This window comes from Streptomyces sp. JW3 (assembly GCF_052216785.1).
Classification (GTDB): Bacteria; Actinomycetota; Actinomycetes; order Streptomycetales; family Streptomycetaceae; genus Streptomyces.
On the sequence record NZ_JBQOUX010000017.1, the window covers coordinates 67220 to 91388 of the forward strand.

A 24169-nucleotide genomic window follows, 5' to 3' on the forward strand; every position below is an offset into this window, starting at 1 on the left:
CTACGGGCCCCACCTACTGGTGGCGGTCGCGGTGCCCATCCGACCCCGCAGCCCCGCGACCGCCTCCTTCCGTCCCCCGCCCACGCTTCCCTGTTCCCGTCACGCCCCAAGGACGACATGAGCCAGCAGCACTCCGCAGCCCAGGCCCCCACTTCCCGGACCGCATCGGCCGTCGCCACCGTCGCCCGGCGCCGCGACTGGTGGCGGGACGCCGTCATCTACCAGGTGTATCCGCGCAGCTTCGCCGACAGCAACGGTGACGGCATGGGCGACCTGGAAGGCGTCCGCACCCGTCTGCCCTACCTCCGCGACCTCGGGGTGGACGCGGTGTGGCTCAGCCCCTTCTACGCCTCGCCGCAGGCCGACGGCGGCTACGACGTGGCCGACTACCGGGCCGTCGACCCCATGTTCGGCACCCTGCTGGACGCCGACGCGCTGATCCGCGACGCCCACCAGCTGGGCCTGCGGATCATCGTCGACCTGGTGCCGAACCACTCCTCCGACCAGCACGAGTGGTTCAAGCGGGCCCTCGCCGAGGGCCCCGGCTCCCCGCTGCGGGACCGCTACCACTTCCGCCCCGGCAAGGGCGAGCACGGCGAACTGCCGCCCAACGACTGGGAGTCCATCTTCGGCGGCCCGGCCTGGACCCGGGTCCCGGACGGCGAGTGGTACCTGCACCTGTTCGCCCCCGAGCAGCCCGACTTCAACTGGGAGCACCCGGCGGTCGGCGACGAGTTCCGCTCGATCCTGCGCTTCTGGCTGGACATCGGCGTCGACGGCTTCCGCATCGACGTCGCGCACGGCCTGGTGAAGGCGGCGGGCCTGCCCGACCTGGGGAACCACGAGCAGCTGAAACTGCTGGGCAACGATGTCATGCCGTTCTTCGACCAGGACGGCGTGCACGAGGTGTACCGCCAGTGGCGCCTGATCCTCGACGAGTACTCCGGCGAACGCATCTTCGTCGCGGAGGCGTGGACGCCGACGGTCGAGCGCACCGCCCACTACGTCCGCCCGGACGAGCTGCACCAGGCGTTCAACTTCCAGTACCTGAGCACCCATTGGGACGCCGAGGAACTGCGCGGCGTCATCGACCGCACCCTGGAGGCGATGCGCCCGGTCGGCGCCCCCTCCACCTGGGTCCTCTCCAACCACGACGTCACCCGGCACACCACCCGCTTCGCCAACCCGGCCGGGCTGGGTACGCAGATCCGGCTGCCCGGCGACCGCGCACTGGGCCTGCGCCGGGCCCGCGCCGCCACCCTGCTGATGCTGGCGCTGCCCGGTTCGGCGTACGTCTACCAGGGCGAGGAACTCGGCCTCCCGGACGTCACCGACCTGCCCGACGAGGTGCGCCAGGACCCCGCCTACTTCCGGGGCGCCGGCCAGGACGGTTTCCGCGACGGCTGCCGGGTGCCGATCCCGTGGACCCGTACCGGATCGTCGTACGGCTTCGGGGACGGCGGGAGCTGGCTGCCGCAGCCGGCCGGCTGGGGCGAGCTGAGCGTCGAGGCGCAGACCGGGGTGGCCGGCTCCACCCTGGAGCTGTACCGCGCGGCCCTGGCCGTCCGCCGCGCACAGCCCGACCTGGGCGCGGGCGACGCGGTGGAGTGGCTGCGCGCCCCGGAGGGCGTACTGGCCTTCCGGCGCGGCGAGTTCGTCTGCGTGGCCAACACCACCGGTGAGTCGGTCACGGTGCCGGTGCACGGGCGGGTGCTGCTGGCCAGCGGCGAGGTGACCGAGGCGGACGGCGAGGCGAAGGTGCCGGCGGACACCACGGTGTGGTGGACCCGGGCCTGACGGCCTGCCCGGTCGCGGGCCCGTCGCTCCTCGCGGCCTGCCCGGTCCGGGGCCCGTCGCTCCTCGCGGGGCGGCGGGCCCTTCGGCCTACGATCTGACGGTGAGATCAGGGGAGACGGTGACAGCAGGGGAGCGGGCGGTCGCGACCGTCGTGGGCGCGGCGGTGGGCGACGCGCTGGGCGCCCCGTTCGAGTTCGGCCCCGCGGGTGCCTTCTCCGGGCGGTTCCCCGAGCCGGGGGCCGGCGAGATGTGCGGCGGCGGTGGCTGGGACCCCGGGGAGGCCACCGACGACACGCAGATGGCCGTCCTGGTGGGGGAGTCGCTGCTGGCGCGCGGCGGGCTCGACCTGCCGGACGTCTTCGACCGCTTCCGGCGCTGGGCGGCGGCCGACCCCAAGGACATCGGGCTCCAGACCGAGGACGTGCTGACCAACGGCATGCCCTGGGACACGGCCGCGGCGGCGCACTTCCGGGTCAACCAGCGCGCGGCGGGCAACGGCGCGCTCATGCGGGCGGCCACCTCCGCCGTGTACTTCGCGCGGGCCGGGCAGGCGGCCACCATGGACGCCGCCCGGCGCATCGCCGCCCTCACCCACGGCGACCGCGCCGCCTGGGAAGGCACCGCCGTCTACCACGAACTGGTCCGGCAGGCCCTGGCGGGCGGCGACCCGCTCGCCGCCGTTCCCGAGGCGTTGGCCCTGGTCCACCCCGACCACCGCCCGCGCTACGCCACCGTCCTGGACCCCGGCTGGCACCCCGACGAGGCGACCGAGTTCAACGGTGCCGTCTGGCCCTGCCTGGGGTCGGCCGTCTGGGCGGTGCACACCACCTCCGGCTTCGTGGCGGTGGTCCGCGCGGCGATCGACCTCGGCGGTGACACGGACACCGTCGCCGCGGTGACGGGCGGACTGGCCGGAGCCGTCCACGGGCCGGCCGCGATCCCCGCCCGCTGGACCGAGCCGCTGCATGTGCCGCTGCCGGGTTTCGGCGGGCGTGTGCTGCGGCTCGACGACCTGATCGGGCTGGCACGGCGCCTCGGCGACGGCACGGACTGAAATCCCGCCGCAACTTCCGCCCGAGCACTGCCCTTTCCGGCGGCGGGCCCTTAACATCTGCGTCACCGCAAGGTTTCAGAAACCTTGCAGCAAGAGCCTTCAACGAAGAAGGGCCCCCACATGGCACGCAAATCCCTCCTCCTCGGCGCCGCCGCGCTCACCGCGGCCGCCCTTGTCATGAACCCGTCCACTCCGGCCCAGGCGTCGCCCCCCGGCACCAAGGACGTCACCGCCGTCCTCTTCGAGTGGAGCTTCGCCTCGGTCGCCAAGGAGTGCACGAACACCCTCGGCCCGGCCGGCTACGGCTATGTGCAGGTCTCCCCGCCCGCCGAGCACATACAGGGGTCCCAGTGGTGGACCTCGTACCAGCCCGTCAGTTACAAGATCGCCGGCCGGCTCGGGGACCGGGCCGCCTTCCAGTCCATGGTGAACACCTGCCACGCGGCCGGTGTGAAGGTGGTCGCCGACGCGGTCGTCAACCACATGTCCGCGGGCAGCGGCACCGGCACCGGCGGCTCGGCGTACACGAAGTACGACTACCCCGGGCTGTACTCGGCGGCCGACTTCGACGACTGCACCGCGCAGATCAGCAACTACGCCGACCGCGCCAACGTCCAGAACTGCGAACTGGTCGGCCTCGCCGACCTCGACACCGGCGAGAGCTATGTGCGCGGCGCCATCGCCGGGTACCTCAACGACCTGCTCTCCCTCGGCGTGGACGGCTTCCGGATCGACGCCGCCAAGCACATCCCGGCCGCCGACCTCGCCAACATCAAGTCCCGGCTCAGCAACCCGTCCGTGTACTGGAAGCAGGAGGTCATCTACGGCGCCGGCGAGGCCGTCCAGCCCACCGAGTACACCGGCAACGGGGACGTGCAGGAGTTCCGGTACGCCTACGACCTCAAGCGGGTCTTCAACAACGAGAACCTCGCCTACCTGAAGAACTACGGCGAGGGCTGGGGGTACATGAGCAGCTCCGTCTCCGGTGTCTTCGTCGACAACCACGACACCGAGCGGGGCGGCTCCACCCTCAACTACAAGGACGGCGCCAACTACACCCTCGCCAACGTCTTCATGCTGGCCTGGCCCTACGGTGCCCCGGACGTCAACTCCGGCTACGAGTGGTCCAGCACGGACGCCGGGCCGCCGGGCGGCGGCACGGTGAACGCCTGCTGGCAGGACGGCTGGAAGTGCCAGCACGCCTGGCCGGAGATCAAGTCGATGGTGGCGTTCCGCAACGCCGTGCGCGGCGAGTCGGTCACCAACTGGTGGGACAACGGGGGCGACGCCATCGCCTTCGGCCGGGGCGCCAAGGGCTTCGTCGCCCTCAACCACGAGAGCGGCTCGCTGTCCCGGACCTACCAGACCTCCCTGCCCGCCGGGACGTACTGCGACGTCCAGAGCGGTACGACGGTGAGCGTGAACGGCTCCGGCCAGTTCACCGCCACCCTGGGCGCCAACACCGCGCTGGCTCTGTACGCCGGTAAGTCCAGCTGCTGAGCACCCCTCCGACGCAAGGGCCGTGAAATGTCTTTCCGTTACTTTCACGGCCCTTGCTGCAAGCCTTGCGGCGGCGCTACCGTCTCGCCGGGGTCGGACCCGTGAACGAGCCGCCAGCAGCAAGGAGTTCCACCGGTGATACCGAGACGCCCGGCGCCGAGCAGGCGCCGCACCACCACCCGTGCCCGGCGGGTCGCGGCCCTCACCGTCGCCGCCCTCGTGGCGACGCTGGTCCAGCCCCTCGCCGCCACCGCCGCGAGTCCGCCGCCGCCCCCGTCGGACGCGAAGCTCGTAAAGACGGCGGCCCGCAACGACCTCACCCGCGAGCAGTTCTACTTCGTCCTGCCGGACCGTTTCGCCAACGGTGACACCGGCAACGACAAGGGCGGCCTCACCGGCTCCCGCCTGGCCACCGGCTACGACCCCACCGACAAGGGCTTCTACCAGGGCGGCGATCTCAAGGGCCTGACCCGGAAGCTCGACTACATCAAGGACCTGGGCACCACCGCCATCTGGATGGCGCCGATCTTCAAGAACCGTCCCGTGCAGGGCACGGGAGCCGGGGGTACCTCCCAGGCATTAAGCACTGGGGGAGCCTCCGCCGGCTACCACGGTTACTGGATCACCGACTTCACCCAGGTCGACCCGCACTTCGGCACCAACAAGGACCTGGAGACCCTCATCGCCAAGGCGCACGCCAAGGGCATGAAGGTCTTCTTCGACGTCATCACCAACCACACCGCCGACGTCGTCGACTACGCGGAGAAGTCCTACGGCTACCTCTCCAAGGGCGCGTTCCCGTACCTGACGGAGGACGGCGAGCCCTTCGACGACGCCGACACCTCCGCGGACTTCCCCGCCGTCGACGCCGACTCCTTCCCGTACACGCCCCAGGTCACCAGCGACGCCAAGGTCCCCGCCTGGCTCAACGACCCCACGATGTACCACAACCGCGGCGACTCCACCTGGGCCGGCGAGTCCGCCGAGTACGGCGACTTCAACGGCCTGGACGACCTGTGGACCGAGCGTCCCGAGGTGGTCAGCGGCATGGAGAAGATCTACCAGCGCTGGGTGCGGGACTTCGACATCGACGGCTTCCGGATCGACACCGTGAAACACGTCGACATGGAGTTCTGGACCCAGTGGGCCACCGCGCTCGACGCCTACGCCGCCAAGCGGGGCCGGGACGACTTCTTCATGTTCGGCGAGGTCTACTCCGCCGACACCTCCGTCACCGCCCCGTACGTCACCGAGGGCCGCCTCGACGCCACCCTCGACTTCCCCTTCCAGGACGCCGCCCGCGCCTACGCCTCGCAGGGCGGCAGCGCCCAGAAGCTCGCCTCGGTCTTCGCCGACGACTACGCGTACACGACCGACAAGGCCAACGCCTACGAACAGGTCACCTTCCTCGGCAACCACGACATGGGCCGGATCGGCTCCTTCCTCAAGCAGGACGACCCCGACGCCACCGACGCCGAACTGCTGAGGAAGGCGAAGCTCGCCAACGAGCTGATGTTCCTCAGCCGCGGCAACCCGGTCGTCTACTACGGCGACGAGCAGGGCTTCACCGGGGCGGGCGGCGACAAGGACGCCCGCCAGCCGATGTTCGCCTCCCGCACCGCCGACTACCTCGACGACGACCAGCTCGGCACCGACCGCACCCACGCCGAGGACGCCTACGACACCAGCGCCCCGCTCTACCGGCAGATCAGCGCCCTCGCCAAGCTCCGGAAGGCCAACCCGGCGCTCACCGACGGCGTCCAGACCGAGCGGTACGCGGCCGAGGGCGCCGGTGTCTACGCGGTGTCCCGCACGGACCCCGGCACCGGCACCGAGTACGTCGTCGCCTTCAACAACGCGGCGCGGGAGAAGACGGCCACCTTCGCCACCGGCTCCCCCCGGATGTCCTTCCGGGGCGTCTACGGCACCGACGCCACCGCCCGCACCGACGCCGACAACAAGCTCACCGTCACCGTCCCGGCCGGTTCCGCCGTCGTCCTGAAGGCCACCGGCAAGCTCGCCGCCCCCGCCACCAAGCCCACCGTCACCCTCACCGCCCCCGACCCCGGCGCCACCGGCACCGTGGAGCTGACGGCGGACGTCACCGGCGGTCAGCTGAACCGGGTCGTCTTCGCCGCCCAGACCGGCGACGGCCAGTGGCGCACCCTCGGCTCCGCCGACCACGCCCCCTACCGGGTCACCGACACCATCGACGCGGACACCCCGGCCGGTACCGCCCTGCGCTACAAGGCGGTCGTCGTCGACTCGGCCGGCCGCACCGCGAGCGCGACGGCCGCCTCCACCACCGGCACCCCGCCCGCCGCGGAGGTCCCCACCGCCGCCTCCCGGGACTACGCGATCGTCCACTACCAGCGCCCGGACGGGAACTACGCCGACTGGAACCTGTACGCCTGGGGCGACCTGTCCGACGGCGAGGCGACCACCTGGCCGGCCGGCCACCCCTTCACCGGCCGGGACGCCTACGGCGCCTTCGCCTACGTCAAGCTGAAGCCGGGCGCCTCGAACGTCTCCTTCCTCGTCGTCGACAAGGACGGCACCAAGGACGTCGCCGCCGACCGCACCATCGACGTCACGGCGACCGGCGAGGTGTGGATCAAGCAGGGCGAGGAGAAGGTCATCACCGAACGGCCGGACTACCCGGCCCAGGACACCACCAAGGCCGTACTCCACTACCACCGCGCCGACGGCGACTACGCCGGCTGGGGACTGCACGTCTGGTCCGGCGCCGCGAACCCCACCGACTGGTCGAAGCCCCTTCAGCCGGTGGACACTGACTCCTATGGCGCGGTCTACGAGGTACCGCTCACCGAGGGTGCCACCAGCCTCAGCTACATCCTGCACAACGGCGACGAGAAGGACCTCCCCACCGACCAGACCCTGGACCTCACGGCCAACGGCCACGAGGTGTGGCTGATGGGCGGCGCGGAGAAGTACCTGCTGCCGCAGCCGGCCGGCTCGGCCGCGGCCGTCGACCTGACCACGTCCAAGGCGGTCTGGATCGACCGGAACACCGTCGCCTGGACCGGCTCGGACGCCGCCGCCTCCACCCAGCTCCGCTACTCCGCCACCGGCTCCCTCAAGGCCGAGGGCGGCGTGCTGACCAGCACCGACGAGCGCTGGCTCCGGCTGACCAAAACCACCCTCACCGACGCCCAGCAGGCGAAGTACCCGCACCTGAAGGAGTACACCGCCTGGTCCGTCGACCCCCGTGACCAGGGCCGGGTCCGCGAGGCCCTGCGTGGCCAGGTCGTCGCCTCGCAGCTGGCCGCCAACGGGGCGGTGCTCGCGGCGACCGGGGTACAGATCGCCGGCGCCCTCGACGACCTCTACCCCGAGGCCACCGACGCGGACCTCGGTCCGGTCTTCGACCGCGAGGGCCGCCCCACCCTCTCCGTCTGGGCCCCGACGGCCCAGCACGTCTCCCTCGAGATCGGCGGCGGCACCGCCCGCATGCACCGGGACGACCGGACCGGCGTCTGGTCCGTCACCGGCCCCAAGTCCTGGCAGCACAAGCCCTACCGGTACGCCGTGACGGTCTGGGCACCCGACGCGGGCGCGGTCGTCACCAACAAGGTGACCGACCCGTACTCCGTCGCCCTCACCGCCGACTCGAAGCGCAGCCTCGTCGTCGACCTCGCCGACAAGTCCCTGGCCCCCGCCGACTGGACCACGTACACGAAGCCGAAGGCCGTCGCCCTGCGCGACGCCCAGATCCAGGAACTGCACGTCCGGGACTTCTCCGTCGCGGACCGGACGGCCTCGGACCCCGGCACCTACCTGGCCTTCACCGACCAGGACAGCGACGGCTCGAAGCACTTGCGCGAGTTGGCGAAGGCCGGCACCTCGTACGTGCACCTCCTGCCCGTCTTCGACATCGCGACGATCCCGGAGCGGACCGCCGACCAGGCCACCGTCGACTGCGACCTCGCCGCCCTGCCCGCCGACTCGGCGAAGCAGCAGGAGTGCGTGGCGAAGGCCGCCGCGCGGGACGCCTACAACTGGGGGTACGACCCGTACCACTACACGGTCCCCGAGGGCTCCTACGCCACCGACCCGGACGGCACGGCCCGGACCGTCGAGTTCCGCGAGATGGTCAAGGCGCTGAACGAGGACGGGCTGCGGGTCGTCATGGACGTCGTCTACAACCACACGGCGGCCAGTGGGCAGGCCGGGACGAGCGTCCTGGACCGGATCGTGCCCGGCTACTATCAGCGGCTGCTCGCCGACGGCTCGGTGGCGAACAGCACGTGCTGTGCGGGCACCGCCACCGAGAACGCCATGATGGGCAAGCTCGTCGTCGACTCGATCGTCACCTGGGCCAAGCAGTACAAGGTCGACGGCTTCCGCTTCGACCTCATGGGCCACCACCCCAAGGCCAACATCCTGGCGGTCCGCGAGGCCCTCGACGCGCTCACCCTCGCCGAGGACGGCGTGGACGGCAAGAAGATCATCCTGTACGGCGAGGGCTGGAACTTCGGCGAGGTCGCCGACGACGCCCGCTTCGTACAGGCCACGCAGGCGAACATGGCCGGCACCGGCATCGCCACCTTCTCCGACCGGGCCCGCGACGCCGTACGCGGCGGCGGACCCTTCGACGAGGACCCGGGCGTGCAGGGCTTCGCCTCCGGTCTGTACACCGACCCCAACGGCTCGGCGGCGAACGGCACCCCGGCCGAGCAGAAGGCCCGCCTCCTGCACTACCAGGACCTGATCAAGGTCGGTCTGACCGGCAACCTGGCCGACTACACCTTCACCGACACCGCCGGCGAGCAGGTCAAGGGCTCCGACGTCGACTACAACGGCGCCCCCGCCGGCTACGCGGCGGCCCCCGGCGACGCCCTCGCCTACGCCGACGCGCACGACAACGAGTCCCTGTTCGACGCCCTCACCTACAAACTGCCGGCCGGCACCTCGGCCGACGACCGGGCCCGGATGCAAATCCTCGCGCTGGCCACCGCCGCCCTCTCGCAGGGCCCGGCGCTCTCCCAGGCCGGCACCGACCTGCTGCGCTCCAAGTCGCTGGACCGCAACTCCTACGACAGCGGCGACTGGTTCAACGCCATCCACTGGAACTGCGCCGACGGCAACGGCTTCGGCCGCGGCCTGCCGATGGCCGCCGACAACGAGTCCAAGTGGCCGTACGCCGGACCGCTGCTCAGCTCGGTCCGGGTCGGCTGCCCGGGGATCGAGGGCACCTCGGCGGCCTACCGGGACCTGCTGACCATCCGTACGACGGAGGCGGACTTCTCCCTCGCCTCCACCGAGCAGGTCCAGTCCCGCCTCGCCTTCCCGCTGTCCGGTACGGCCGAGACCCCGGGCGTGCTCACCATGACCCTCGGTGACCTCGTCGTGGTCTTCAACGCCACCCCGGACACCCAGGACCAGCGGATCGACGCGGCGGCCGGCACCGACTACCGCCTGCACCCGGTGCAGGCGGCCGGGTCGGACGCGGTGGTGAAGGACGCCACCTACGCCGCGGGCACCTTCACCGTCCCGGCCCGCACGGTGGCCGTCTTCACCCGGGCCGGCTGACCGGTCCTGCGGTTAGGGTGCTCCTGTCCCGTACGCCAGAACAGGAGCACCCATGCCGCAGATCACCGTCGAGCGTTCCCCGGGCCTCGACCACGTCGACTGGGCGGAGTTCGCGCTCGACCTGCACACGGTGGTCGTCGAGACGGCGGCGGCCCGTCCGGAGGCGTGCAAGACCCGGGTGCTGCGCACCGAGGACGAGGTGGTCGGCGGCGAGCGCGAGCACCACGCCATCGTGAACGTCACGATCGCCCTGCTCCCGGGACGCACCGAGGAGACCAAGGCGCTGCTCACCGAACGGGTCGTGGAACTGCTGCGCAAGCACGCGCGGTCGACGACCGGGGACACCCTGCACCTGTCCGCCGAGGTGCGGGAGCTGGACGCGTCCTACCAGAAGGCCGTGGTCTAGAGCCTGACCTGGTCGGACGACAGGCTCTAGGCGATCAGCCCGGCCAGCCGGCCGACGAGTTCCGCGAACGGGCCGTCGGCCGGCTCGCTCTCCAGGACGCGGCGCAGCAGCGCGGCCGTCGCCTCGTCGTGGACGGCGCTCACCGCCAGCAGGGCGCCGAAGTCGTGGACGAGCTGCACCTCCAGTTCGGCCCGCGGCACCCGCCGCCCGTCCAGCCACAGCAGCGCCGTCGACTCGGCCAGCGAGATCCAGGACCGGACCACCAGTTCCAGCCGGGCGGGGGGCTCGGGGACCCGCAGGTGGGCGATGATCTGCTCGTACGCGGCCTGCCGTACCGAGTCGATCAGGGCGTTGGTGCTCGACGCGGTGGTCATGGCGCAGGCCGCGCCCGTGGGGGCGGCCGGGCCGCCGCGCATCAGGGCCGAGAAGCCCGGACCGTGTTCCGCCACGAAGTCGAAGAAGCGGCCCATCACCCGCAGCAGCCGGGCGCCCAGCGGGCCCTCGGGCGGTTCCGTGAACCGGCCCGCCAGGTCATCGGCGGCGCGTCGCAACGCGGCCTCGTACAGGCTGAGTTTGCCGGGGAAGTAGTGGTAGACGAGCGGGCGCGAGATGCCCGCGGCCGACGCTATCTCGTCGATCGAGACCTCGTCGGGAGAGCGGCGGCTGAAGAGTTCGAGGGCGACCCCGATCAACTGCTGCCGCCGCTCCTCCACGCCCATCCTGCGGCGTACCCCGGTAGTCATACGAACACCTTACCGATCGGATCCGGCCGAGATACGGGCCGGACCGGACAGCGGTGTTCACATGTCCAGCACGAGTCGCTCACCTCGGGCGCGCGAGACACAGATCAACATCGAGTCACCGCGCTCCGCGTCCGTCAGCAGCTCGTCCCGGTGGTCGATCTCCCCCGCCAGCACCCGCTGTTGGCAGGTCCCGCACCAGCCCTGCTCGCAGGAGTAGGGGGTGCGCGGCAGCTCCGCGCGCACGGCGGTCAGGATCGAGGTGTCGGGGCCCACCGTCAGGACCTGGCCGCTGCGGCGCAGCTCCACCTCGAACTCCCCGGCGCCGCCCGCCGCGCCGCGTGGCGCGAACCGTTCCAGGTGCGGGACCCGGCCGGGCGGCATCCGCTCGGCGACGGCCGCCATCATCGGCTCGGGGCCGCAGCAGTAGACCTCGGTGTCCTCGGGCAGGCCGGTGAGGAACGCGTCGAGGTCGGGGAGTCCCGCCTCGTCCTCGGCGACCACCGTGATCCGGTCGCCGTCCGGGTCCAGCTTGGCCAGTTCCTCCAGGAACGGCATCGCGGCCCGCGACCGGCCGCCGTACAGCAGCCGCCACTTGGTCCCCTCGGGCAGCGACCGCACCATCGGCAGCAGCGGGGTGATGCCGATCCCGCCCGCCACGAACACGTACGAGGCCGCCTCGACCAGCGGGAAGCGGTTCCGGGGCCCGCGCACCCGCAGTTCGGTGCCCTCCTGCACCTGCTCGTGCACCTCGCGCGAGCCGCCGCGCCCGTCCGCCACCAGCCGGGTGGCCACCGTGTAGGAGGAGGTGTCCTCCGGGTCGCCGCACAGCGAGTACTGCCGTACCAGCCCGGACGGCAGGACCAGGTCGAGGTGGGCCCCGGGGGTCCAGCGGGGCAGATCGTGCCCCTCCAGGCGCAGCAGCGCCACCCCGGCGGCGATCCGCTCGTGCGCCGTGACCAGCAGGGGCAGTTCACCGGCCGCGGGGGCGGGCTTCGGGGCCGGCGCGGCGGTGGGTGCTTTCCGTACCCGGCGCCGCAGCAGCAGCGCGGCACCGGCACCGGCCGCGGCGGCCATGACCGTCATCGTCATCCGCTTGTTGGACATTGCGTCAATGTACTGACGGGTAGGGGATCGGGGAACCCCTGCGGCAAGACTTGTTGACGTGGTTGTCAGCAAAGCGCCACGTTCGCGAACAGGCCCTAGCGCAGCCCCTTCACCGTCCGGCCGTCCTCCAGCGTGCCCGTCAGCTCGGCATGCGCCCCCTGCTCCGCCTCGGTCTCCAGTACGTGGCCCTCGGCCTCGGCGTCGATGCCGCCCGACGCCCGGACCGAGGTCAGGTCGTCGCTGCCGGCGGAGAGCAGGTACCAGCCGTGCTTCGCCGACTTCCACAGCACCCCGGCCAGCACCTGCGGCGCGCGCTCGCCGCACGCCGGGACGTCCTGGGCCTTCGCCACGACCGTCCCGTACCGGCCGCCCGGCGTGTGGAACTGGGCCAGCACCCGCGCCCCGGTACCCCGCCAGGTCTCCGCCCGGGTGCACACCCACGTCGCCGTCCCGGTCGCGTGCGGCAGCGGCTGCGCGGCGAACTCCCAGGCGTTCACCGCCCGCACCCCCTGCCCGCGCACCGTCCCCAGCGAGCAGGCGTACGGCGACCAGGCGCCGCGCGCCTTCGCGTCGGACACGTCCCGCTCGGCGCCGGGCCGGCCGGTGGTGAGGCGGGCCGGGACCAGTTCGCCCAGGTCGCTGAGCAGCCGGGTGGTGGCGTCGTCGGTCAGCTCCAGGGCGGTCCAGGAGCCGCAGTCGCCGGGCCGCTGGACCGGGCTGGCCAGCGGTGCGGTCACACCGTCGGTCAGGGCCAGACCGCGCGCGCCGGAGTCCGGCTCGGTCAGGTCCCGCTCGGCGGCCTTCGTCACCCAGGGCGCGGTCAGATAGCGCACGTTGCCGTCCGCCCGGCCCAGCACCACCGCGGTCGCCGCGTCCCGTCCGGCCGCGTCGGTGCGCGCCAGGTCGAGGGCGGCGCCGGCGGTGCCGTCCTTCGGCTCGGCGTAGCGGACGACGCGCAGACCGTCGTGGAGGATCACCACCCGGGCGGCGTCCACGGTGCCGGCGTAGAGGAGTTGGGGCGGGCCGGCCGGGCCGCCGGTGGGGGTGCCCGGCGTGGCGGAGACGCGTACCTTCGCGCCGGGGCGGGCCCAGACGGCCAGGGCGCGGCGCAGCAGGGCGCGGTCGCCGGTGCGGTCGCCGCGCGCCGGCCACACCGAGAAGTCGGTGCGGGCGGAGGTCCGCCAGGCGGTGGCGGAGACCGTGGTCAGCCGGGCGGGGTCGAGGGCGGCCCGCGCCGACTCGTTCTGCGCGTACGGCGGGGCGGCGGCGCCGTCCGGGCCCCAGCCGGCACCGGGCAGGGCGAGCAGCGCCCCGCCCGCCGCCAGCACCGCGCCGGCGGCCAGCGCGACCCGCAGCCGCTGCCGGCGCCGCATCAGATCGGTCGGCCGGGCCTGGAGGGAACAGGGGTCGAACTCGGGGGAGGAGAGCAGCGCGTGCCGCTCCGGGCCGGCCGGGACCGAGTCGGCCTCGGTGAGGGCCGCCGACGGGTCGGTCACGTCCGAGTCGGTGAGCACCTGCCGTACCTCGGGGTCGGACAGTCCCTCCAGACCGCGCAGGGTGTACGCGGCCCGGCCCGGGCCGGTGAGCGCGGACAGGGCCCGGTCCAGGGCGAGTTCGTCGGCGCCGCCGGGGCGCGGGAAGACCCGCAGGCCCCAGACCCGGGGGAGCAGTGGCGGCAGCTGGGAGCGGCTGGGCCAGGCCCGGCGGCGCAGTGGCCGGCCCGCGGCCAGCGCCGTGGTCACCACCCGCAGCCGGACCAGGGCGTACCCGGGGTCGCCGGCCCGGCCGTCGGCCTGCGCCGGGATCGCGGGGGCCGCGGTACGGCCGCGCGGCAGCGCGCGCTGGACCAGGGCGTGCGCGGTCAGGACCCGCCGGGTGCGGTTCAGGCCGGGCGGCAGCACCAGGTAGGCGAGCCGGACCAGCCGGGGATAGTGCTCGACGAGCGCGGCCTCGGCCTGTTCGACGCCGACGACCGGGTCGTCGGCGGACGGTGCGGGGCGCGGGGCGAGATCCTGTGACGGCACACCCAGCGCAACGAGCGATCCGGCGGATGGTCACCGGGGCACCGGATCACCGGGGGCCGGAGGGGCTACGGGGCCGCCGGCTCCGTGAGCTGTCGCGCGTAGTTCGCCATCGAGCGGCGGTAGCGCGGCAGATGGGGGGCGAGGGCGCCCAGTACCAGCGCCAGGCCCTCGCGGTCGCGGCCCAGGGCGGACAGGCACAGGGCCAGGACGGCCCGTACCGCGTCGTTCAACTCGTCGTGGGGAGCGTCCAGTTCGGGGGTCAGCAGCGCCACGGCCGCCGCCGCCCGGCCGGTGTTCCGCAGCGAGCTGGACAGCTGGATCTTCGCCCGGCGGCCCCGGTAGGGGCTCAGCTCGCTCAGGCCGCCGGCCAGTGCCTCCCGGTACAGCGCTACCGCCCGGTCGGAGTGGCCGGTCGAGTCCCAGGCGCAGGCCCGCTCGAACGGGACCAGCGGGCTGTCCGCGGGCAGTTCGCACACCAGCGCCTCGATCACCGCGCGGAAGGCGGCCGGGTCCTGGCCGGGGTCGGCGTCGAAGGCGGCCCAGGCGGCGGTGGTGCGGTCGTCCCAGTCGGCGTTCATGGCCCCACCCCCGCACGAAGTCGCCCGCGCCCCTTGAGTACTTCGGGCCGTGCGGCCGTACCGATGGCGAGAGCCCCGGCCGGGGGCTCCGTGCGGCATGTCGCCGGAAGGGACCGGAGGAACACATGAGGCTGACCCGACGACCGGTGCTCGCGTGCGCCGGAGCGGTGGCGCTGCTGGCGCTGGCCGGCTGTGGCGAAGGCACGGACGACGCGGCGGCCGTGCCACCGACGGCGACGGGGAGCCTGGAGCACCTGGCCGCCGAGGCGCGCTGCGAACCCGATCTCCAGACCGACGCCGACGAGATCCGGCAGGCCATCTGCGAGCAGGGCGAGGAGCGGTACGTCCTCGCCACCTTCGCCACCGACCGCGGCCAGCGGGAGTGGATCAACACGGCCAAGGACTACGGCGGTTACTACCTCGTCGGCCGCAAGTGGGTGGCGGTCGGCCACCAGGACGTGGTGGCCGGCCTGCGCGCCGCCCTCGGCGGCACCCTGGAGCAGGGCGCGAGCCACGGCGGACACGCTGCCGGGCACACCGGACACGGGGACTGAACGCCGGGCGGGCCGGTGACGGGGGAACCCGCCACCGGCCCGCGCAGGGCGGAGGAGCCGCTATTCGCAGTCCTCGCCGCTGTTGACGCACCGCACGACCTCGTTCATCAGGTCCTCGTCCATGACGTTGATGAAGTCGTTGTGGTCGGTGATCGGCTTGTGCAACTGCTCCGGGAAGCCGTCCACCGCGTACGGGTTCTGCACCTGCCCGTTCTCCACGGTCGGGGTGGGCACGTCGTACACCAGGCGGACCTGGAGCTGCGGGATGGCCTGGAAGCCGCTCGGGCAGCTGCCGTCGGCCTGGACGAAGGCGACGTGGTCGCGGTGGTTGGCGCTGTCGATGTTCTGGCCGTCCCAGCAGCTCTGGAAGTTGGCCGTGCGCACCACCTGGCTGTCGTCCGGGCACAGCGGGTACTTGTCGGTCAGCTGGCGGTCCTCGAAGCCGGTGCAGCTCCACGCCGTGTTGGCGTTGGCCAGACCGTTGGTGAACGCCTTGGCGTCGCCGGTGATGACGCGCAGGAACTTCGGCATCGCCACGACGTCGCCCTGCTTGTTGCCGACGAACTTGATCTCGGCCTGCTGGGCCTTGAGGATCGTGCCGACGTTCCCTTCGGCGCCACCGCCCAGGTCGCCGGCGTCGAACTCCGCGGTGCCGTCCTGGAGCCGCAGCACCGGCCAGTAGTAGGTCGATTTGTCGCCCTGGTTCTGGCACGAGGTGTCGGCGGCGGCCAGGTCGTCGTCGCTGGAGAAGGCGTCGTTGTCCTGGTTGCCGACGTAGTCGTGGGTGTGGTGGGCGCCGTTGTCCACGCCCGGGGCGACGATCAGGTTGTCGCTGTTGTGCAGGTCGTTCTCGTTGACCCCGCAGGCGGTGGTGAAGGTGCCGGTGGAGCCGGTGTCCCCGTTGGCGGCGAGGCCGTTCGGGCCCTGGATGCCGTTCGGCTCCACGGTGGTGATGTCGACGAAGTCGTCGGCGACCGGGCCGGCCGCGCCGTTGCCGTTGTCACCGGGGTCCTGGCCCTCGCCGGGATCCTGGGTCTCCGCCGGGTCCTGGCTCTCCTCCGGGTCCTCGGTCTGGCCGCCGCCGCCCTGGCCGCCGCCGTTGTCGTCCGGCTGGTCGGCGTTCATGCCCTTGCAGCCGGCGAACCGGCCGAGTCCGCCGGGGGCGTTGCCGCCGCCCCGGCGGATGTTGGTGCCGATCCGGTCCAGCGCCGCGGTCCGCTTGGACTTCAGCGGCCCGAGGATCGCGTTCTGCACATAGCCGGGGTCGCCCTCCTGGGCCTGGCGGGTGGCGGCGAGGCGGGCGTACGCCTCAGTGATCTGCTGGTCGAGCCGGGCCAGTTCCTTGTCGACACCGGCGCGCGCCCCCCTCGGCACGTTGCGCAGTTTCTGGCCGACGTCCGGGCACTTGATGGTGGCGACCTGGGCGGCCGCGGCCCGCGTCCGGTTGTGACCGCTGTTCTTCTCGTGCGCCGAGGCGTAGAAGTTGGCCCAGACCAGCCCGCCCCCACCGAGTGCCAGGGCCGCTGTCCCGGCCATGACCTTGGTGGCCAGCGGCATACGGCGTTTTCTTGTATTGCGTCCCATGAGACTCCTCTTGGCTTCCTTGCGGGGCATCGAGGCGCCCGACAGGAGTGAAGCGGCGCCCTTCCATACGCAGGGCGTCCCACGGGTGTTCAGCCGTCCCAGGAAATACCGGCACGGGCGAGGTCAGTGATCGTGGTCGAGGAACGCCAGTACCGCCAGGACCCGCCGGTTGTCGTCGTCGGAGACCTCCAGGCCGAGCTTGGCGAAGATGTTGGCGGTGTGCTTGGCGACCGCCCGCTCGGTGACCACCAGCCGGCCCGCGATGGCCGCGTTGGTCCGGCCCTGCGCCATCAGCTCCAGCACCTCCCGCTCCCGGGGCGTCAGCCGCGACAGCGGCCCCGCGTCGGCCGCCCGCCGGCTGAGCAACTGCTGGATGACCTGCGGATCCATCGCCGTACCCCCGGCCGCCACCTGCCGTACCGCGTCCGTGAACTGCGCCGCGTCGAACACCCGGTCCTTCAGCAGATAGCCGACCCCGCCGGTCCCGTCCGCCAGCAGCTCCCGGGCGTAGAGCTGCTCCACGTGCTGCGAGAGGACCAGTACCGGCAGTCCGGGCCGGGCGCGGCGGGCGGCCAGCGCGCACTGGAGCCCCTCGTCGGTGTGCGTGGGCGGCAGGCGTACGTCGACCACGGCGACGTCCGGGTCGAGTTCGGCCAGCGCCCGGGTCAGCTCGGGGCCGCTCTCGACCGCCGCCGCGATCTCGAAGCCGTACGCCTGAAGGAGCCGGACCAGGCCGTCGCGCAGCAGGAACAGGTCTTCGGCTAGGACAACGCGCACGGCAGCTCCAGGGTGACCAGGGTGGGGCCGCCCGCCGGGGAGCTGACGGCCAGGACACCGTCGAAGGCAGCGAGCCGCCGCTCCACGCCGCGCAGCCCGGACCCCGCGCCGAGCGCCGCGCCGCCCTTGCCGTTGTCGGTGACCGTCATCCGCAGGAAGCCGTCCGTGTGGTGCAGGTCGACCCAGATCCGGTCGGCGCCGGAGTGCTTGACGGCGTTGGTGAGCAGCTCGCTCACCGCGAAGTACGCGGCCGACTCCACCGGTGCCTCGGCCCGCCCCGGCAGCTCCACGCCGACCTCGGTGGCGACCGGCAGCCGCAGCGCCAGGGCCCGCACCGCGTCGCCCAGGCCGCGTTCGGCCAGCACCGGCGGGTGGATGCCGCGTACCAGGTCGCGCAGTTCGCCGAGGGCGTCGACGGAGGATCGGCGGGTCCGGGCCAGCAGCTCACGGGCCTGCTCGGGGTCGGTGTCGAGCAGCGCCTCGACGGTGCCCAGGTCCATGCCCATCGCGACCAGCCGGGCCTGCGCCCCGTCGTGCAGGTCCCGTTCGATGCGGCGCAGTTCGGCGGCGGAGGTGTCGACCGCGTCGCGCCGGGTCTCGGTCAGCACCCGGACCCGTTCGGCCAGCGCCTCCTGGTCGGAGCCGAGGACCGCCCGGGTCAGCAGGAAGTGGGCGCCCAGCAGGCGCGCGGCGCAGAAGTGGCCGAGCAGCAGCAGGGCGAGGGCGAGCGCCCCGGCGCCGAACGCGGACGCCTGTCCGGCCACCGGCACGAACCCGTACCAGTACCCGTCGGGGAAGACCCGCCACAGCCCGGCCGCGAGCGCGAGCCCCTCCAGCGGGTAGAGGAACAGCGCGGCCGGCAGCAGCGCGGTGACGAAGCCCGCCGTCATGTCCACCGGCAGCCAGCGCAGGTCCCGCCAGGTCGCCGGGTCGCGCAGCAGCGCGACGGTGCGGGTCCACGGGTTCGCGCCGGGCGGCAGCGGCCGGTAGGCGGGCGGGACGCGCACCCCGCCCCACTCGGCGGCCAGCACCCGGCGCCGGTTCGCGTACGTCCGCACCCCGGCCAGCACGTGGGGGGTGGTGACCAGGCCGACGCCGACCGGGATCAGCGCGAGGGACACCGCGGTCAGCACGAAGCACAGCACCGACCCGGGGAGCGCGATCAGCGCCAGTGCCAGTCCCCGCGCCGCGGCCCGCCCGGCCCCGTACACCTTGCTCCGCTGCCCGCCGTACTCCGTTGCTGTGGTCATACCGGCAGTCTGGCCGAGCCGGCCGCGCCCGGTCACTGGGCCGGGCCCCCGGCCGGGGGTGGTGCCAGGTACACCCCCGGTCCGGGACCGCCGTGCTTCAACGCGCGGTCGGGGGCGTGTACTTGTAGCCGACGCGGCGGACGGTCTGGATGGCGCCGCGGTGTTCGGCGCCGAGCTTGCGGCGCAGCCGGGCGACGTGCACGTCGACGGTACGGCCGTCGCCGACGTGGCCGTACCCCCACACCGTGGAGACCAACTGGTCCCGGGTGTGCACCCGGTGCGGGTGGGCGACGAGGTGGGCGAGCAGCTCGAACTCCAGGTACGTCAGATCGAGCCGGCGGCCGGCCACGGTGGCGGTGCGGCGCGCGGGGTCGACGCGGACCAGGGCGCCGTCCGTGGCGGTCTCCGCGGCGGTCTCCGGGTCGGGGTCGGGGTCGTGTGCGGGGTCGTGGTCCGGGTGGCCCGGTGCCGGGAACGGCGGCTGCCGGTCGGCCGGGACCAGCACCAGGTACCCGACCATCGGCGGCCGGCCCGGCAGCGCGGGCAGGGTGTGCGGCGGGGCGGGCAGCCAGGTGGCGCCGGGCGGCAGCAGCGCCGCGACGTCGATCGTCTCGTCCCGGTCGACGGCCCGCAGCCGGTACCGGGAGCCGTTCGGGACGGAAGCGAGGGAGGGTGAGGTGGTCGCCATGAGAGGTCAGCTCTTTCGCGCGAGGGTTCGTCGGAAAGGGCGACGGGCGCGAGTTCGTGGTGGCGCGCGTCGCGGACGTACGTCGTGCGCGCGGGCCGCAGGCCGGAAATACGGCTCGAAGACCGGAAATACGGCTCGAAGACCGGAAGTACGGCTCGGAAGGCCGGGTTACGGCTTCACAGGGCCCGCGCGAGGGACGCGCGACAACACACCCGGTCGAAGTCGTGGTGCTGACGGGAAGGCCAGAAGGGCTCCAGGTCGTGGCGACCCGGCGCGTGGTGCTTCTGGAGGCTGGCCATGTCTCCATTGAACCACCGAAGGGGCGCCCACCGCGACGGTGGACGCCCCTGGGAGCGGTCGGGCACGGGACCGGTCAGACCTGGCCGGCCTTCTCCAGCGCCGCGCAGCAGGTGTCGACGAGCAGCCGGGTCACCACGTACGGGTCGACGTTGGCGTTGGGACGGCGGTCCTCGATGTAGCCCTTGCCGTCCTTCTCGACCTGCCACGGGATGCGGACCGAGGCGCCGCGGTCGGAGACGCCGTAGCTGTACTCGTTCCACGGGGCGGTCTCGTGCAGGCCGGTGAGGCGGTCGTCGATGCCGGCGCCGTAGTTCTTGACGTGGTCCAGCGGCTTGGAGCCCTCGCCGAGCGACTCGGCGGCGGTCACGATCGCGTCGTAGCCCTCGCGCATCGCCTTGGTGGAGAAGTTGGTGTGCGCGCCCGCGCCGTTCCAGTCGCCCTTGACCGGCTTGGGGTCGAGGGTGGCGGCCACGTCGAAGTCCTCGGCGGTGCGGTAGAGCAGCCAGCGGGCCACCCACAGGTGGTCGGAGACCTCCAGCGGGGAGACCGGGCCGACCTGGAACTCCCACTGGCCGGGCATCACTTCGGCGTTGATGCCGGAGATGGCCAGGCCCGCCTTCAGGCAGTTCTCCAGGTGCGCCTCGACGACGTCGCGGCCGAAGATCTCGTCGGCGCCGACACCGCAGTAGTAGCCGCCCTGGGGGGCCGGGAAGCCGCCCTTGGGGAAGCCGAGCGGGTAGCCGTCCTTGAAGAAGGTGTACTCCTGCTCGATGCCGAAGATCGGCTCCTGCGCGGCGTACCGCTCGGCGACCTCGGCCAGCGCGGCGCGGGTGTTGGTCGCGTGCGGGGTCATGTCGGTGTCCAGGACCTCGCACAGCACGAGCACGTCGTCGCCGCCGCGGATCGGGTCCGGGCAGGTGAAGACCGGCTTGAGCACGCAGTCCGAGGAGTGGCCCTCGGCCTGGTTGGTCGAGGACCCGTCGAAGCCCCAGATCGGCAGCGCGTCGAGGCCGCCGGGCGTGCCCGTGATGATCTTCGTCTTGGAACGGAGCTTGGCCGTCGGCGCGGTGCCGTCGATCCAGATGTACTCGGCCTTGAAGGTCACGGGGACACATCCTTCGGGGTGGGTCTGGGCGCACTTGCGGGTGCTGCGGCGCTACTGCACCGGAGCGCCGCGGGTGATGCCCGGCAGCTTGTCAACGGGCGATTTCCCGGCCATTGCCCGTTTGTGAACCCCGTGTTACCTGGGGGTGGTGTGGCGGGATTCACGGTGTGAGGGCGCGGCCCGGGTACGTGACGCCGCCGGGTGTGCCTCGAACGGAACCCCGCCGGGTGCGTCAGGGTCCGGCCGCCGCGTCCCGTACGCCGGTCAGGAAGCTCTTGATCGCGGCCAGTTCCCGCTCGTCGTACCCTCGCAGCAGCTCCACCGTCCGGCCGATCAGCGGGCCGAAGTGGGCGGTGCCGAGGGCCACCGCCCGCTCGTCCACCTCGACGGTGACCTTGCGGCGGTCCCGCGCGCCGCGCACCCGGCGCACGTGACCGGCCCGCTCCAGCCGGTCGACCAGCGCCGTGGTGCCCGCCGAGTTCAGTCCGAGCGCGGCGCCGAGCTGTCCGGCGGTGGTCTCCCGGCCCGCGCGGGCCGCGTCCAGCAGGGCGATCAGCGCGCGTACGTCGGTGGGGTGCATGCCGTTGTCCCGGGCGAACCGGGCGCTGTGCGAGCCGAGTTCGACGACCACCGCGCGCAGCAGATGGACGGTCTCCATCCCGGCCGGCTCCTCCCGCCCCGCACCGGTCATGCGCCGCACCTCCGCTATCATCTCGCCGGACAAGTATCTCGCTCAACGAGATAATAGGGGGCGTCTTCTTTCGTGTCTTCCACTGGGTCTTCTGCCGGGTCTTCCGCTGGATCTTCCGCCCGCACGAGTCATCCGTACGACCTCGACGGCTTCCTCGCCGCCTACGACAAGGTCATGGCCAAGTGGCCGGCCGGGCGCGAGACGCTGACCGTGCCCACGCCGTTCGGCGCGACGCACGTCACCGCGTGCGGGTCGGCCGACGCCCCGCCGCTGGTCCTGCTGCCCGGCGGCGGGGGAGCGACCTCGGCGTCCTGGTACGCGCAGGCCGCCCGCCTCGGCCGCGGCCACCGTCTGTACGCCGTCGACCTGATCGGCGCCCCGGGCCGCAGCACGGTCGCCGCCGACCGCCCGCTGGGTACGGTCGCCGACCTGACGGCCTGGCTGGACGCGCTGCTCGACGGACTCGGGGTCACGGAGACCGGCCTGGGCGGCCACTCCTACGGCGCCTGGATCGCGCTGCACTACGCCCTGCGGGCCGTACCCGGCCGGGTGCGCCGCCTGGTCCTGCTGGACCCGACCCAGTGCTTCACCGGGTTCCGGGCGGCGTACCTGCTGCACGCCCTGCCGATGCTGCTGCGGCCCACACCGCGCCGAGTCCGGGCCTTCCTGGAGTGGGAGACCGGGGGCGTCCCGCTCGACGCCGACTGGCTCGCGCTCCAGGAGGCCGGCGCCGGGTTCCCCGCCCGCCGTCCGGTGACCGGCCCGCGCCCGGCGCCGGACGCGCTGCGCGGCCTGGAGACGCCGGTTCTGCTGCTGGCGGCGGGGGCCGGCCGGACCCACGACCCGGCCGAGGTGACGGCCCGCGCCCAGGCGCTGCTGCCCCGGGTGACGACGGCCGTCCTCCCGGCCGTCTCGCACCACGCCCTGCCGCAGGCCGCCCCGGCCGAACTGACCGACCGCCTCACCGACTTCCTGACCTGAGCATCCGAGGCCGAGGCGCCACCACCACCGGGCGCTGTCCGTCTCGGCCGCCGGGGGACGGTGGCCGCTGTCCGTCTCGGCCGCCGGGGGACGGTGGCCGCTGCCCGTCTCGGCCGCCGGGAAGGGTGGTCGCTGTCGTCTGCCCGGTTCGGGGGGTTCCGGTGGTTGCCGTCCGACTTGCCCGTCCGGGGTGCCGGTGGCCGCCGGCACCCCGGACGGCCCCGGCTAGCGGGAGATCGCGGTCCGGACCGCCTCGTCGGTGCGGGCGACGACCGCCGTGCCGTCGTCCGCGGTGATGATCGGCCGCTGGATCAGCTTGGGACGCGCGGCCAGCGCCGCGATCCAGCGGTCCCGGGCCGCGGCGTCGCGGGGCCACTCCGCCAGCCCGAGTTCCTTCGCGGCCGCCTCCTGGGTGCGGGTGATGTCCCAGGGTTCGAGACCGAGGCGGGCCAGGACGTCGCGGATCTCGGCCGCGCTCGGTACGTCCTCCAGGTAACGGCGGACGGTGTACTCGGCCCCCTCCGCGTCGAGCAGGCCGATCGCGCTGCGGCACTTCGAACAGGCCGGGTTGATCCAGATCTCCATGCCGTCACGGTAGCCGGAGGGCTCCGCAAACCCGTCTTCCCCACCTGTCCCTGCACCCCCTAAAGCCCTGCTGGCCAGGGGGTTTTGTCAGTGCCGAGCAGTAGAATAGAAGCAGTGTTCGAGGGTGTTGCCGGGGGTGCCGAAGCCCCCGTGCGCGACCCTGATCGCGACAGGAGGATGCCCGTGCCCGCTGCCGCAGTGAAGCCGAAGTCGAAGCCCACGTCGAAGCCGAAGCCGGCCCGCAAGCCGTTGCCCACCCAGTCGACCGCCAAGCGGCCCGTCCAGCTCGATCTGCCGTACGACCCCGTCGAGAAGAGCCCGCTGCCCGCGGGCCGCCCCCGCGAGTGGTACATCACGCACAACCGCCGGCTCAAGGCGATGCGGCTCGCCATCGCCCTGCTCGACTCCGGTGTGTACCTGCCGAACCAGGCCCGCGACGACCGGATCCGTACGGCGGCGCAGCTGATCGGCGTCCACCCGCCGTCGGACACCACCTGCCACATGGTGCGCGCGTTCATGCGCTACCACCGCTGAGCCCGGCACCGACACCGGGACCCTCGATCCACGAGGGCCCCGGCGCCGGTGCGCCGCCCGCCGCCGCCCGCACCGAGTAGCCACCGACCCCTGGCGGCCGCCCCCGGGATCAGCCCACCGCCCCCGGACGGCCGCCGCCGGGGTCAGCCCACGAACCCGCCCCCGGGGTCAGCCCCCCGGCCCGAGACCGAGCGGCCGGCCCGGGTGGGCAGGGCCGGCACGGGCGGGGCGGCCCCGCCGGCTCGGGGCCCCAGTAGGCGACGTGGGCCACCCGCTGCTGCCGCCGCCGGGGGCGCCCTGTCGGCTCCGGACAGATGGGCCGACGCGGGCCCGCCGGCGGCCGTTACCGGCGAGGCCGTCC

19 protein-coding genes are annotated in these 24169 nt (G+C 73.1%); 8 read left to right on the forward strand and 11 right to left on the reverse strand.

Annotated features, from left to right (window positions below):
• Positions 1-117: 117 nt before the first annotated feature.
• From ACTT8P_RS10320 to ACTT8P_RS10340, 5 genes are all read left to right on the forward strand, one after another.
• Complete coding sequence (locus tag ACTT8P_RS10320; protein ID WP_442831255.1) at positions 118-1797, forward strand: glycoside hydrolase family 13 protein; 1680 nt, start codon at positions 118-120, stop codon at positions 1795-1797.
• 100 nt (positions 1798-1897) lie between these two features.
• Positions 1898-2851 (forward strand): ADP-ribosylglycohydrolase family protein, encoded by a 954-nt coding sequence (locus ACTT8P_RS10325; protein ID WP_442831256.1) that lies wholly within the window; start codon positions 1898-1900, stop codon positions 2849-2851.
• Between the two features lie 120 nt (positions 2852-2971).
• Positions 2972-4351: an alpha-amylase gene (locus ACTT8P_RS10330; RefSeq protein WP_442831257.1), complete on the forward strand. Its 1380-nt coding sequence runs from the start codon at positions 2972-2974 to the stop codon at positions 4349-4351.
• Between the two features lie 135 nt (positions 4352-4486).
• Entirely contained in the window at positions 4487-9904 is a 5418-nt protein-coding gene (gene pulA, locus ACTT8P_RS10335; protein ID WP_442831258.1) for a pullulanase-type alpha-1,6-glucosidase, read from the forward strand.
• A gap of 52 nt (positions 9905-9956) precedes the next feature.
• Positions 9957-10310 carry a 5-carboxymethyl-2-hydroxymuconate Delta-isomerase gene (locus ACTT8P_RS10340; RefSeq protein ID WP_442831259.1) on the forward strand — a complete coding sequence of 118 codons (354 nt, stop codon included), beginning with the start codon at positions 9957-9959 and terminating at the stop codon, positions 10308-10310.
• A gap of 26 nt (positions 10311-10336) precedes the next feature.
• Here the strand turns inward: ACTT8P_RS10340 and ACTT8P_RS10345 are convergent, their stop codons facing one another.
• The 4 genes from ACTT8P_RS10345 to ACTT8P_RS10360 form a co-directional block, all read right to left on the reverse strand.
• The gene (locus ACTT8P_RS10345; RefSeq protein ID WP_442831260.1) at positions 10337-11053 is read right to left on the reverse strand and encodes a TetR/AcrR family transcriptional regulator; all 717 of its coding nucleotides are present in this window, start codon (positions 11051-11053) and stop codon (positions 10337-10339) included.
• Positions 11054-11110: 57 nt separating this feature from the next.
• A complete protein-coding gene (locus ACTT8P_RS10350) occupies positions 11111-12157 on the reverse strand; it encodes a PDR/VanB family oxidoreductase (protein ID WP_442831261.1) in 1047 nt (348 codons plus the stop codon).
• A 95-nt stretch (positions 12158-12252) separates the two neighbouring features.
• On the reverse strand, positions 12253-14181 hold the full coding sequence (locus ACTT8P_RS10355; protein WP_442831262.1) for a hypothetical protein: 1929 nt from the start codon (positions 14179-14181) through the stop codon (positions 12253-12255).
• Between the two features lie 65 nt (positions 14182-14246).
• Positions 14247-14759 carry a tetratricopeptide repeat protein gene (locus tag ACTT8P_RS10360; RefSeq protein WP_442831263.1) on the reverse strand — a complete coding sequence of 171 codons (513 nt, stop codon included), beginning with the start codon at positions 14757-14759 and terminating at the stop codon, positions 14247-14249.
• 125 nt (positions 14760-14884) lie between these two features.
• Between ACTT8P_RS10360 and ACTT8P_RS10365 the strand changes: the two genes are divergently transcribed.
• Positions 14885-15313, forward strand: a complete 429-nt coding sequence (locus tag ACTT8P_RS10365; protein ID WP_442831264.1) for a hypothetical protein — start codon at positions 14885-14887, stop codon at positions 15311-15313.
• A gap of 60 nt (positions 15314-15373) precedes the next feature.
• Here ACTT8P_RS10365 and ACTT8P_RS10370 read toward each other — a convergent pair whose 3' ends face one another.
• The 6 genes from ACTT8P_RS10370 to ACTT8P_RS10395 all read right to left on the reverse strand — a co-directional run bounded on the left by ACTT8P_RS10370 (position 15374) and on the right by ACTT8P_RS10395 (position 21708).
• Positions 15374-16897, reverse strand: a complete 1524-nt coding sequence (locus tag ACTT8P_RS10370; RefSeq protein WP_442831265.1) for a DUF1996 domain-containing protein — start codon at positions 16895-16897, stop codon at positions 15374-15376.
• Positions 16898-17020: 123 nt separating this feature from the next.
• Entirely contained in the window at positions 17021-17674 is a 654-nt protein-coding gene (locus ACTT8P_RS10375; protein WP_442831266.1) for a LuxR C-terminal-related transcriptional regulator, read from the reverse strand.
• Entirely contained in the window at positions 17659-18924 is a 1266-nt protein-coding gene (locus tag ACTT8P_RS10380; protein WP_442831267.1) for a sensor histidine kinase, read from the reverse strand. The genes ACTT8P_RS10375 and ACTT8P_RS10380 overlap by 16 nt, the downstream gene beginning before the upstream one ends.
• A 97-nt stretch (positions 18925-19021) precedes the next feature.
• Positions 19022-19612 carry a winged helix-turn-helix domain-containing protein gene (locus ACTT8P_RS10385; RefSeq protein WP_442831268.1) on the reverse strand — a complete coding sequence of 197 codons (591 nt, stop codon included), beginning with the start codon at positions 19610-19612 and terminating at the stop codon, positions 19022-19024.
• 373 nt (positions 19613-19985) lie between these two features.
• Positions 19986-21017 (reverse strand): glutamine synthetase, encoded by a 1032-nt coding sequence (gene glnII / locus ACTT8P_RS10390; RefSeq protein ID WP_442831269.1) that lies wholly within the window; start codon positions 21015-21017, stop codon positions 19986-19988.
• A gap of 232 nt (positions 21018-21249) precedes the next feature.
• Positions 21250-21708, reverse strand: a complete 459-nt coding sequence (locus tag ACTT8P_RS10395) for a MarR family winged helix-turn-helix transcriptional regulator (RefSeq protein ID WP_442831270.1) — start codon at positions 21706-21708, stop codon at positions 21250-21252.
• Between the two features lie 174 nt (positions 21709-21882).
• Between ACTT8P_RS10395 and ACTT8P_RS10400 the strand changes: the two genes are divergently transcribed.
• Positions 21883-22689 (forward strand): alpha/beta fold hydrolase, encoded by an 807-nt coding sequence (locus ACTT8P_RS10400; RefSeq protein ID WP_442831271.1) that lies wholly within the window; start codon positions 21883-21885, stop codon positions 22687-22689.
• A 225-nt stretch (positions 22690-22914) separates the two neighbouring features.
• Here ACTT8P_RS10400 and ACTT8P_RS10405 read toward each other — a convergent pair whose 3' ends face one another.
• Complete coding sequence (locus ACTT8P_RS10405; RefSeq protein WP_442831272.1) at positions 22915-23274, reverse strand: arsenate reductase family protein; 360 nt, start codon at positions 23272-23274, stop codon at positions 22915-22917.
• A 183-nt stretch (positions 23275-23457) separates the two neighbouring features.
• Between ACTT8P_RS10405 and ACTT8P_RS10410 the strand changes: the two genes are divergently transcribed.
• Positions 23458-23808, forward strand: coding sequence for a hypothetical protein (locus ACTT8P_RS10410; protein WP_442831273.1), 351 nt, complete (start codon positions 23458-23460; stop codon positions 23806-23808).
• The last annotated feature ends 361 nt before the right edge of the window (positions 23809-24169 follow it).

Bases quoted from the DNA above. Each gene is read 5' to 3' on its own strand.
- ACTT8P_RS10320 (WP_442831255.1), top strand. From the start codon at position 118: ATGAGCCAGCAGCACTCCGCAGCCCAGGCCCCCACTTCCCGGACCGCA.
- ACTT8P_RS10330 (WP_442831257.1), top strand. From the start codon at position 2,972: ATGGCACGCAAATCCCTCCTCCTCGGCGCCGCCGCGCTCACCGCGGCC.
- ACTT8P_RS10340 (WP_442831259.1), top strand. From the start codon at position 9,957: ATGCCGCAGATCACCGTCGAGCGTTCCCCGGGCCTCGACCACGTCGAC.
- ACTT8P_RS10345 (WP_442831260.1), bottom strand. From the start codon at position 11,053: ATGACTACCGGGGTACGCCGCAGGATGGGCGTGGAGGAGCGGCGGCAG.
- ACTT8P_RS10350 (WP_442831261.1), bottom strand. From the start codon at position 12,157: ATGTCCAACAAGCGGATGACGATGACGGTCATGGCCGCCGCGGCCGGT.
- ACTT8P_RS10360 (WP_442831263.1), bottom strand. From the start codon at position 14,759: ATGAACGCCGACTGGGACGACCGCACCACCGCCGCCTGGGCCGCCTTC.
- ACTT8P_RS10365 (WP_442831264.1), top strand. From the start codon at position 14,885: ATGAGGCTGACCCGACGACCGGTGCTCGCGTGCGCCGGAGCGGTGGCG.
- ACTT8P_RS10370 (WP_442831265.1), bottom strand. From the start codon at position 16,897: ATGGGACGCAATACAAGAAAACGCCGTATGCCGCTGGCCACCAAGGTC.
- ACTT8P_RS10380 (WP_442831267.1), bottom strand. From the start codon at position 18,924: ATGACCACAGCAACGGAGTACGGCGGGCAGCGGAGCAAGGTGTACGGG.
- ACTT8P_RS10385 (WP_442831268.1), bottom strand. From the start codon at position 19,612: ATGGCGACCACCTCACCCTCCCTCGCTTCCGTCCCGAACGGCTCCCGG.
- ACTT8P_RS10395 (WP_442831270.1), bottom strand. From the start codon at position 21,708: ATGACCGGTGCGGGGCGGGAGGAGCCGGCCGGGATGGAGACCGTCCAT.
- ACTT8P_RS10400 (WP_442831271.1), top strand. From the start codon at position 21,883: ATGGCCAAGTGGCCGGCCGGGCGCGAGACGCTGACCGTGCCCACGCCG.
- ACTT8P_RS10405 (WP_442831272.1), bottom strand. From the start codon at position 23,274: ATGGAGATCTGGATCAACCCGGCCTGTTCGAAGTGCCGCAGCGCGATC.